Origin of the sequence: Pseudomonas sp. NFACC16-2 (assembly GCF_900119205.1) — a bacterium.
Classification (GTDB): domain Bacteria; phylum Pseudomonadota; class Gammaproteobacteria; order Pseudomonadales; family Pseudomonadaceae; genus Aquipseudomonas; species Aquipseudomonas fluorescens_Q.
Genome location: NZ_FPIX01000006.1, coordinates 151,995 through 161,735 on the forward strand (window position 1 = coordinate 151,995; position 9,741 = coordinate 161,735).

The following is a 9,741-nucleotide window of genomic DNA, read 5'->3' on the forward strand; positions in this document are numbered from 1 at the left end:
GATGAACGATCACAACACTAATATTGCGCTGGATACCGCCATGACCACTACCACCATGACCATGATCCAGGCCCTGCGCTCGGCCATGGACGTGATGCTCGAACGCGACGACAACGTCGTGGTGTTCGGCCAGGACGTGGGTTACTTCGGCGGCGTGTTCCGCTGCACCGAAGGCCTGCAGAACAAGTACGGCACCTCGCGGGTGTTCGACGCACCGATTTCCGAAAGCGGCATCGTCGGCGTGGCGGTGGGCATGGGCGCCTACGGCCTGCGCCCCGTCGCCGAGATCCAGTTCGCCGACTACGTCTACCCGGCGTCGGACCAGATCATTTCCGAGGCGGCGCGCCTGCGCTATCGCTCGGCCGGCGAGTTCACCGCGCCGATGACCCTGCGCATGCCTTGCGGCGGCGGCATCTATGGCGGCCAGACCCACAGCCAGAGCATCGAGGCGATGTTCACCCAGGTCTGCGGCCTGCGCACCGTCATGCCTTCGAACCCCTACGACGCCAAGGGCCTGTTGATTGCCTCCATCGAAAACGATGACCCGGTGATCTTCCTCGAACCCAAGCGCCTGTATAACGGCCCGTTCGACGGCCACCACGACCGCCCGGTAACGCCGTGGTCGAAACACCCCTCGGCCCAAGTGCCAGACGGTTACTACACCGTGCCGCTGGACGTCGCCGCCATCACCCGTCCGGGCAAGGACGTGACGGTTCTCACCTACGGCACCACGGTCTATGTCTCCCAAGTGGCTGCCGAAGAGACCGGCATCGACGCCGAAGTCATCGACCTGCGCAGCCTCTGGCCGCTGGACCTGGAGACCATCGTCAAATCCGTGAAGAAGACCGGCCGTTGCGTGGTCGTCCACGAAGCCACCCGCACCTGCGGTTTCGGCGCCGAACTGGTGGCGTTGGTACAAGAACACTGCTTCCACCACCTGGAAGCGCCTATCGAGCGTGTCACCGGTTGGGACACCCCCTACCCGCACGCGCAGGAATGGGCGTATTTCCCAGGGCCGTCCCGTGTGGGCGCGGCGTTGAAACGGGTCATGGAGGTCTGAATGGGCACGCACGTTATCAAGATGCCGGACATCGGCGAAGGCATCGCGGAAGTTGAACTGTCGGTGTGGCACGTCAAGGTCGGCGACATGGTGGTCGAAGACCAGGTACTGGCCGATGTCATGACCGACAAGACCATGGTCGACATCCCCTCACCGGTGCATGGCCGGGTCATCGCTCTGGGTGGCGAGCCCGGTGAAGTCATGGCGGTGGGCAGCGAACTGATCCGCATTGAAGTCGAAGGTGCGGGTAACCTGAAAGAATCGGCCCAACAGGCGCCAACGCCAGCGCCGGCTGCGCAGGCACCGAAGCCGGCACCCATGGCGACACCTGAACCGGTACTGGAAAAAACCGCCGCGCCGCGCTGCGCCCCGCAAGCGCCTGTGGCCCGCGATCCCGACGAGCGTCCACTGGCGTCGCCGGCCGTGCGCAAACACGCGCTGGACCTGGGCATTCAATTGCGCCTGGTCCAGGGCAGCGGCCCGGCCGGGCGGGTCCTGCACGAAGACCTCGAAGCCTACCTGGCCCAGGGGCCGTCGTCCCAGGCCAAGGGCGGTTCGGGTTATGCCGAACGCCACGACGAGCAACAGATCCCGGTGATCGGCATGCGCCGCAAGATCGCCCAGCGCATGCAGGAAGCGACCCAACGCGCGGCTCATTTCAGCTACGTCGAGGAAATCGACGTCACGGCCCTGGAAGAGCTGCGGGTGCATCTGAATGAAAAACACGGCGCCAGTCGCGGCAAGCTGACCTTGCTGCCGTTCCTGGTTCGCGCGCTGGTCGTGGCCCTGCGCGATTTTCCGCAGATGAACGCCCGCTACAACGACGAAGCCCAGGTCATCCACCGCTCAGGCGCGGTGCACGTGGGTGTCGCGACCCAGAGCGACGTTGGCCTGATGGTGCCGGTGGTGCGCCACGCAGAAGCCCGCAGCCTGTGGGACAACGCGGCGGAAATTTCACGCCTGGCAACGGCGGCCCGCACGGGCAAGGCCAGTCGCGATGAGCTGTCCGGTTCGACCATCACCCTGACCAGCCTTGGGGCGCTGGGCGGCATCGTCAGCACGCCGGTGCTGAACCTGCCGGAAGTAGCCATTGTCGGGGTGAACAAAATCGTCGAGCGGCCGGTGGTGATCAAGGGGCAGATCGTGATCCGCAAGATGATGAACCTCTCCAGTTCCTTCGATCACCGGGTGGTCGACGGCATGGACGCGGCGCAATTCATCCAGGCCCTTCGTGGCCTGCTCGAACAACCCGCAACGCTGTTTGTGGAGTAAGGCATGCAACAGACTTTGAACACCACGCTGCTGATCATCGGCGGCGGCCCCGGCGGCTATGTGGCGGCGATCCGCGCCGGTCAACTGGGCATCCCGACCCTCCTGGTGGAAGGCCAGGCGTTGGGCGGGACCTGCCTGAACATTGGCTGCATTCCGTCCAAGGCCTTGATTCACGTGGCCGAGCAGTTCCACCAGACGCGGCACCACAGCCAGGGTTCGGCCCTGGGCATCACGGTGTCGGCGCCGAGCCTGGACATCGGCAAGAGTGTGGAATGGAAGGACGGCATCGTCGATCGCTTGACCACTGGTGTCGCGGCGCTGTTGAAAAAGCACAAGGTCCAGGTCATTCATGGCTGGGCCAAGGTGATCGATGGCAAGACGGTCGAGGTCGGTGACACCCGCATCCAGTGCGAACACCTGCTGCTGGCCACTGGTTCGAAAAGCGTCGACCTGCCGATGCTGCCAGTGGGCGGGCCAATCATTTCCTCCACCGAAGCCCTCGCCCCCACCTCGGTGCCCAAGCACCTGGTGGTGGTCGGCGGTGGCTACATCGGCCTGGAACTGGGCATCGCCTACCGCAAGCTCGGCGCCGAGGTCAGTGTGGTCGAGGCCCAGGAACGGATCCTGCCGGCCTACGACGGCGAACTGACCCAACCGGTGCACGAAGCACTCAAGCAATTGGGCATCAAGCTCTACCTCAAGCACAGCGTCGAAGGGTTCGATGCCCAGGCCAGCACTTTGCAAGTGCGTGACCCCGCGGGCGACACGCTGAACCTGGACACTGACCGGGTGCTGGTAGCGGTCGGGCGCAAGCCCAATAGCCAAGGTTGGAATCTCGAAGCGTTGGGCTTGGTGATGAACGGTGCGGCGGTGAAAATCGACCACCGCTGCCAGACCAGCATGCGCAACGTCTGGGCCATCGGCGACCTGAGCGGCGAACCGATGCTCGCCCACCGGGCCATGGCCCAGGGCGAAATGGTCGCCGAGCTGATCGCCGGCCAGCATCGCGAATTCAACCCGACCGCCATCGCCGCGGTGTGCTTCACCGACCCGGAGTTGGTGGTCGTCGGCAAGACGCCGGACGAGGCCCTGGCGGCCGGGCTCGATTGCATCGTGTCGAGCTTCCCGTTCGCCGCCAACGGCCGAGCCATGACCCTGGAATCGAAAAGCGGTTTCGTCCGCGTCGTGGCGCGCCGGGACAATCACCTGATCGTCGGCTGGCAAGCGGTCGGCGTCGGCGTGTCGGAGCTGTCCACCGCGTTTGGTCAGTCCCTGGAAATGGGCGCACGCCTGGAGGACATCGCCGGCACCATCCACGCCCATCCGACGCTGGGCGAGGCCGTGCAGGAAGCGGCGTTGCGGGCGTTGGGGCATGCGTTGCATCTGTAACCGATCAGTTGTAGGTGAATGACCTTGTGGCGAGGGGATTTATCCCCGCTGGGCTGCGAAGCAGCCCCAAAACCTGGCATCGCGGGGCGTCAGATACATCGAGGACTCAGAGCCAAGGGGGCTGCGTCGCGCCCCAACGGGGATAAATCCCCTCGCCACAGGTTTGCGGAGCACCAACCAGCGGTTTTTCATCCACAGGACCAGTGTTACAGGCTGCGAAACAGCCCCGGAATGAAGTATTGTTGTCCCCATCCAAAAAACGTCAGAAGCCTTGAACCGTTTCGACGGCTGTCAAGAAATAGAGGGTGTCATGGGTAACGAGAGCATCAATTGGGACAAACTGGGCTTTGACTACATCAAGACCGACAAGCGCTACCTGTCGCACTGGCGCGATGGTGCCTGGGACGCGGGCACCCTGACCGAAGACAACGTGCTGCACATCAGCGAGGGCTCCACCGCCCTGCACTATGGCCAGCAGTGCTTCGAAGGCCTGAAGGCCTATCGCTGCAAGGACGGTTCGATCAACCTGTTCCGCCCGGACCAGAACGCCGCCCGCATGCAACGCAGCTGCGCCCGCCTGCTGATGCCGCACGTCGAAACCGAGCAGTTCATCGAAGCCTGCAAGCAAGTGGTCCGCGCCAACGAGCGCTTCATCCCGCCCTACGGTACTGGCGGCGCGCTGTACTTGCGCCCGTTCGTGATCGGCGTGGGTGACAACATCGGCGTGCGCACCGCCCCCGAGTTCATCTTCTCGATTTTCTGCATCCCGGTCGGTGCCTACTTCAAGGGCGGCCTGACCCCGCACAACTTCCTGATCTCCAGCTTCGACCGCGCCGCCCCGCAAGGCACCGGTGCGGCCAAGGTCGGTGGCAACTACGCCGCCAGCCTGATGCCCGGCTCCCAGGCCAAGAAGGCCAGTTTCGCCGACTGCATCTACCTCGACCCGATGACCCATTCGAAAATCGAGGAAGTCGGCTCGGCGAACTTCTTCGGCATCACCCACGACAATAAATTCGTCACGCCCAACTCCCCTTCGGTCCTGCCGGGCATCACTCGCCTGTCGTTGATCGAACTGGCCAAATCGCGCCTGGGCCTGGAAGTGATCGAAGGCGACGTGTTCATCGACAAGCTGTCGGACTTCAAGGAAGCCGGCGCCTGCGGTACCGCCGCGGTGATCACCCCGATTGGCGGCATCAGCTACAAGGAAAAGCTGCACGTGTTCCACAGCGAAACCGAAGTCGGCCCGATCACCCAGAAGCTCTACAAAGAGCTGACCGGCGTGCAGACCGGTGACGTGGAAGCGCCAGCGGGTTGGATCGTCAAGGTTTGACCTAAGCAACCGCCTGCTCAGTGCCTGCATGAAAAAGCCCACCCCTGCCTCGGCAAGGGTGGGCTTTTTACTGGCGGCTTCGGCTACCCCCGACGCAATACCAGCCATCGTCCCCAGCGCTGGTGAAACCAGCCGTAACCGCTGACCAGCAAGATCCCGCCCAGCACCAGAAGCGCGCCAACAATAAAGTTCGGCTCCAACGGTTCGTCCAGCAGCCAGACACCAAAGCCAATGCCGAACAACGGCGTCATGAACGACAGCACGCCCAACTGCGAAGCCAGGTAATGGCGCAGCAGCGAGAACCAGATCAGAAAACTGGCGAAGGACACCAGCAACACCTGGAACGCCAGGCTGGCAATGAGTTGCGGCGTGGGGTTGATCGTCGTTTGCGCCAACGCCACCGACATCCCGATCAGCAGCACCCCGGCGCCGACCAATTGATACAGCAGCGTCTGGCTGGCGGGCAGGTCCGTCAATCGCGAACAACGGACCGTCACCGTGGTCGCGCCCCACAGCGCACCGGCCAACAGCCCCATGCCGTCACCGAGCAATGAACTGCCGTTCGGCGCCCCCGAGCCACCACTAAAGGCCACCACGATCCCGGCGAATGCAACGGCGATACCCAGCCATTGCGCCGGTTTGAGGCGTTCGCTCGGCAGTTTCCAGTGCAACCCGAGGGCGGCGAACATCGGTGCGGTGTACAGGAAAATCACCATGTGCGAAGCCGTCGTATGCCGCAGGCCTTCGCCCACCATCACGAACTCCAGGGCAAACAACAATCCCACCAGCATGCCCGGACGCCAACTGCCGTCGGCCAGGGACAGGCGTTCACCGCGCACCAGCACCAACAACCAGACCAGTACCGCAGCGATGGCCGAGCGCACGCCCAACTGCAGCATCGGCGCCATGTCGGCGGCGCCGGCCTTGATCGCGACTTGCTGGAAACCCCAAATGGCACAGAGGCCGGTCATCAGGGCGCAGACCTGGCCATCCAGGGCGCGGCGGGTGGTCATGGGAACGGTCCTTGGACAGAAAGAGATGAAAGGATTGTCTACCTGACATCTTTGCTGGATATAGTGATTACCCGACAAGCCATCCCGGTAATCCGCCATTGCGGTCGATATGCAGCCTCCAGCCCAACATCTGAAGATTCCTCCGTTCGAAGCGGTCCTGCCCTCGCCGATTTTCTTTCGCAGCGCCTGCATGCCGGCCCATGCCACTTACCCTCGGCACCGACATGCCTGGGGTGAATTCGTCTACTCCTACAGTGGCGTGATGGAAATCGAGATCGCCCAACACCATTACCTGGCGCCACCGCAGTACGGCATCTGGTTGCCACCGGACATGGAACACGTTGGTTTCAATCGGCATGAGGCCTGCCATTGTTCGTTGTACCTGGCCGCCGAACTGTGCGACGCGTTGCCGGCCGTACCCTGCGCGCTGACCTTGAGCCCGCTGATCCGTGCCCTGCTGGAAGAGCTGCGCAGCGATCCACCGAGCCAACCGCAGACGCCCGAGCAGCAGCGCTTGCTGCAGGTGTTGGTGGACAAGCTGGCGCAGGCGCCCCACGTCGGCAGCTACCTGCCCTCCTCGGATGATCCACTGCTGGGCCCCGTGCTGCGGGCCTTGGAAGCGAACCCCAGCGACCCGCGTTCCTTGCCGCAACTGGCCCGCGCCGCCAACACCACCGAACGCACGCTGATGCGCCGGGCCCAGCGGGACCTGGGTATGTCTCTGGTGGAATGGCGCCAGCGCCTGAAAGTCATCGAAGCCCTGGCCCTGCTCGAACGTGGCCAGAGCGTGGAAACCATCGGCCTGGACCTGGGCTACAGCAGCGCCTCGGCGTTCATCAGCATGTTCCGCAAAATGATGGGCACCACGCCGGATGAGTATCGACGCAGGCACATGGCTGGATGATGTGGGTGGTGCTGATCCCACAGGGGATCTGGGTGTTCATGGGGCTTGTGTTCAGCGCAGGCCCACTGTGGGGGCGAGCTTGCTCGCGATGACGGAGGCGGGCTTGACATCGATTTCGGCACTGACCCCAAACCGCCCCGCCATCTCCCGGCGACCACGGGCCGTCACCCCCAGCGCCCGGCTGTCCAGGTCCTGGATCACCCATTTGCGCTTGATCGCCACTTGCAACAACGCCGCGCCCAAGGCACCGCCCAGGTGGGGACGGCGCATGCTCCAGTCCAGGCAGGGACAGGCGAATCGGCGGCGTTGCGTGGCAAGGTGCAGGACATCGATGCCCAAGCCCTCGAGCACCGCCTCGCCGGAATCACTCAGCCGATAGCCATCGCCTTCCACCTCTATCAGCCATCCAGCCTCAATCATCCGGTCATGCAGGCGCACCGCCAGAGTGCCGGCCATGTGGTCGTAACAGGTGCGGGCAAATTGCAGGCGATCCGGTGTGCGCGGGGTGAAGGTCGGTGCGGCGCTCTGGCCGATCACCATCAGCGCCTCCAGTGCCTGGGCGACGCGCGGGTCGGCCAGGCTGTAATAACGATGACGGCCCTGGACATGCAAGCGCACCAAGGCCATTTGCTTGAGTTTCGCCAGATGGGCGCTGGCGGTCGAGGCGCTGACCTCGGCGATGCTCGCCAATTCGGTGCTGGTTCGGGCATGGCCGTCCATCAACGCGCACAGCATCCGGGTGCGCGCCGGTTCGGCAATGGCCGCCGCCACTTGGGACACGCCCAGGTCATGGTGCTCTGCGTTCATATTTCGCTCCCCGACGAATCAAGCCATGCATCGAGTGGAGATAGTAGCAACACTTTCTCCATCACGAACAAGGCCGCGCTTCATGGACCCGATCACCGCCGCGACACATTCCGACCCTTACCCTTTTTACGCCGCCCTGCGCGCTGCCGGCGGGCTGGCCTTCGATCCCGAACTGAACCAGTGGATCGCCAGCAGCGCCGAGGCCGTGTGCGCGGTGCTGCACCATCCTGATTGCCATGTGCGTCCGGCCCACGAGCCGGTGCCAAAGGCCATCGCCGAGGGGCCGGCCGGGCGGGTGTTCGGGCACCTGATGCGCATGAACGAAGGGGAACAGCAGCGTTGCCCGAGGGCAGCGATTGCGCCGCGGTTGCAGGACATCGCCCCCCGGCAGGTCGAGGCACTGGTCAGGGCCCGCGTTCTCCAAGGGGGCGCCGAAGGCCTGCACCAGGCCCAGTTCATCGGGCCGGTCAGCGTGGTCGCGGCGTTGCTGGGTTTCAGCCCGACGGACTGTCAGCGGGTCAGCGAGTTGACCGCAGACTTCGTCGCCGGCCTGTCGCCTTTGAGCCAGGCACAGCAACTGGACGCGGCGCACCAGGCCAGCGAGCAACTGGCCAGTTTATTCCAGGCGCGGATAGAGACGCAGGACAACTCTGTGTTGCAGGGCATTGACCAAGGCTTCGAAGGCGCTGATCAGGACAGTAAAATCGCCAACCTGATCGGGCTGTTCTCGCAAACCTATGAAGCCACCGCAGGCCTGATTGGCAACGCGTTGCTGGCGCTGATCGGCGATCCAGCGTTGCGCCGGATGCTGCGGGAGGCCCCCACACAGGTCGACTCATTGCTGGCCGAAGTCCAACGTTTCGACCCGCCGGTGCAAAACACTCGCCGCTTCATCGCCGCGCCCTGCGAAATCCTCGGCACTGCGCTGAACCCTGGGGAGGTGGTCCTGGTGCTGCTGGCCTCAGCCAACCGCGACCCGCAACTCAACCCTCGACCAGACACCCTGCTGCTCGAGCGCCCGAACCGCCGCAGTTTCAGCTTCGGCAGCGGGCGCCATGAATGCCCAGGCCAAACCCTGGCGATGGACATCGCCCGCGCCACACTGGCGGCGATTATCGAGCAGCAACCGCCACTGGATCAGCTGACCTGGCGCTATCGCCCCTCCGTCAACGGCCGCATCCCGCTGTTCAGCGAGCGACCACGTACCGACAGGCCATGACCCGTTCAGCCCATCAATCGTCCCGGGTCAGGACTTCCAGCAACTCGATTTCAAAGATCAGGTTGGCGTTGGGCTTGATATGGGCCCCCATGGACCGCTCACCGTAGGCCAGGTGCGCCGGCACCCACAACTTGCGCTTGCCACCGACTTGCATGCCCATCAGGCCCAGATCCCAGCCCTTGATGACGCGACCGGTGCCGATCACGCATTGGAAGGGCTTGCCGCGACTGTAGGACGAATCGAATTCGGTGCCATCTTCGAGGGTGCCGCGGTATTGGGTGGTGATCAGCGCACCTTTGACTACGCTTTTGCCATCGCCCTGTTCCAGGTCGATGATTTGCAGTTCTTCATTCATGGGATCTGTCCGTGTCATTCAAGCGCCGGGTTTTCGCAGAATTCCAGGCATCTGGCAATCCCTTGTGGCGAGGGGATTTATCCCATAGGCGCTAACCAAACCCCTCGCCCCGTAGCCCGTCTCGCTGGTATCCCCGCGTGTTTCGCGGGGACTCACGTAAAGCATTGCTAAAGTAATCCCATTGCTCAAGGCAATCGAATAGCGACAAACATGGACCGATTGCGCCACAAAGCAGCCAAAGGACAAACGCCATCTCACGCCAGCGAGAGCGCCGCAGATCCACCTGCTCCCGTTCGTTTTTTTGTGAGCTCTTCCTTTGGCTCAGGGGAAAAATGCTCGCCTTCTGCGATCAACCGCTCGATCAGGCAAGCCACCAATAATTTCCCTTGCAG

9 protein-coding genes are annotated in these 9,741 nt (G+C 63.5%); 6 read left to right on the forward strand and 3 right to left on the reverse strand.

The genetic code is table 11. The features are described from left to right. Window position 1: 1 nt before the first annotated feature. From BT116_RS07990 to BT116_RS08005, 4 genes are all read left to right on the forward strand, one after another. A complete protein-coding gene (locus BT116_RS07990) occupies window positions 2-1,060 on the forward strand; it encodes an alpha-ketoacid dehydrogenase subunit beta (RefSeq protein WP_063320649.1) in 1,059 nt (352 codons plus the stop codon). Then, window positions 1,061-2,332: a dihydrolipoamide acetyltransferase family protein gene (locus tag BT116_RS07995; protein WP_072341994.1), complete on the forward strand. Its 1,272-nt coding sequence runs from the start codon at window positions 1,061-1,063 to the stop codon at window positions 2,330-2,332. It begins immediately after the preceding gene. A gap of 3 nt (window positions 2,333-2,335) precedes the next feature. Continuing rightward, window positions 2,336-3,721, forward strand: a complete 1,386-nt coding sequence (gene lpdA / locus BT116_RS08000; protein WP_072341997.1) for a dihydrolipoyl dehydrogenase — start codon at window positions 2,336-2,338, stop codon at window positions 3,719-3,721. A gap of 310 nt (window positions 3,722-4,031) precedes the next feature. Next, window positions 4,032-5,051, forward strand: coding sequence for a branched-chain amino acid aminotransferase (locus tag BT116_RS08005; protein WP_072342000.1), 1,020 nt, complete (start codon window positions 4,032-4,034; stop codon window positions 5,049-5,051). A gap of 83 nt (window positions 5,052-5,134) precedes the next feature. On the opposite strand, the gene BT116_RS08010 is transcribed toward BT116_RS08005, so the two are convergent. Beyond that, a complete protein-coding gene (locus BT116_RS08010; RefSeq protein ID WP_072342003.1) occupies window positions 5,135-6,064 on the reverse strand; it encodes a DMT family transporter in 930 nt (309 codons plus the stop codon). Between the two features lie 109 nt (window positions 6,065-6,173). Between BT116_RS08010 and BT116_RS08015 the strand changes: the two genes are divergently transcribed. After that, window positions 6,174-6,968 carry an AraC family transcriptional regulator gene (locus BT116_RS08015; RefSeq protein WP_072342007.1) on the forward strand — a complete coding sequence of 265 codons (795 nt, stop codon included), beginning with the start codon at window positions 6,174-6,176 and terminating at the stop codon, window positions 6,966-6,968. A gap of 51 nt (window positions 6,969-7,019) precedes the next feature. On the opposite strand, the gene BT116_RS08020 is transcribed toward BT116_RS08015, so the two are convergent. After that, window positions 7,020-7,775 carry an ArsR/SmtB family transcription factor gene (locus BT116_RS08020; protein WP_072342010.1) on the reverse strand — a complete coding sequence of 252 codons (756 nt, stop codon included), beginning with the start codon at window positions 7,773-7,775 and terminating at the stop codon, window positions 7,020-7,022. A gap of 82 nt (window positions 7,776-7,857) precedes the next feature. Here BT116_RS08020 and BT116_RS08025 point away from each other — a divergent pair, with 82 nt between their 5' ends. Next, window positions 7,858-8,994: a cytochrome P450 gene (locus BT116_RS08025; protein ID WP_072342014.1), complete on the forward strand. Its 1,137-nt coding sequence runs from the start codon at window positions 7,858-7,860 to the stop codon at window positions 8,992-8,994. Between the two features lie 13 nt (window positions 8,995-9,007). Here the strand turns inward: BT116_RS08025 and BT116_RS08030 are convergent, their stop codons facing one another. Further along, complete coding sequence (locus BT116_RS08030; protein ID WP_003202944.1) at window positions 9,008-9,349, reverse strand: FKBP-type peptidyl-prolyl cis-trans isomerase; 342 nt, start codon at window positions 9,347-9,349, stop codon at window positions 9,008-9,010. Between the last annotated feature and the right edge of the window lie 392 nt (window positions 9,350-9,741).

Excerpts from the sequence above, each read along its gene's own strand:
- BT116_RS08030 (WP_003202944.1), bottom strand. The coding sequence starts at position 9,349 with ATGAATGAAGAACTGCAAATCATCGACCTGGAACAGGGCGATGGCAAA.
- BT116_RS08015 (WP_072342007.1), top strand. The coding sequence starts at position 6,174 with ATGCAGCCTCCAGCCCAACATCTGAAGATTCCTCCGTTCGAAGCGGTC.
- BT116_RS08020 (WP_072342010.1), bottom strand. The coding sequence starts at position 7,775 with ATGAACGCAGAGCACCATGACCTGGGCGTGTCCCAAGTGGCGGCGGCC.
- BT116_RS07990 (WP_063320649.1), top strand. The coding sequence starts at position 2 with ATGAACGATCACAACACTAATATTGCGCTGGATACCGCCATGACCACT.
- BT116_RS08005 (WP_072342000.1), top strand. The coding sequence starts at position 4,032 with ATGGGTAACGAGAGCATCAATTGGGACAAACTGGGCTTTGACTACATC.
- lpdA (WP_072341997.1), top strand. The coding sequence starts at position 2,336 with ATGCAACAGACTTTGAACACCACGCTGCTGATCATCGGCGGCGGCCCC.
- BT116_RS08010 (WP_072342003.1), bottom strand. The coding sequence starts at position 6,064 with ATGACCACCCGCCGCGCCCTGGATGGCCAGGTCTGCGCCCTGATGACC.
- BT116_RS08025 (WP_072342014.1), top strand. The coding sequence starts at position 7,858 with ATGGACCCGATCACCGCCGCGACACATTCCGACCCTTACCCTTTTTAC.
- BT116_RS07995 (WP_072341994.1), top strand. The coding sequence starts at position 1,061 with ATGGGCACGCACGTTATCAAGATGCCGGACATCGGCGAAGGCATCGCG.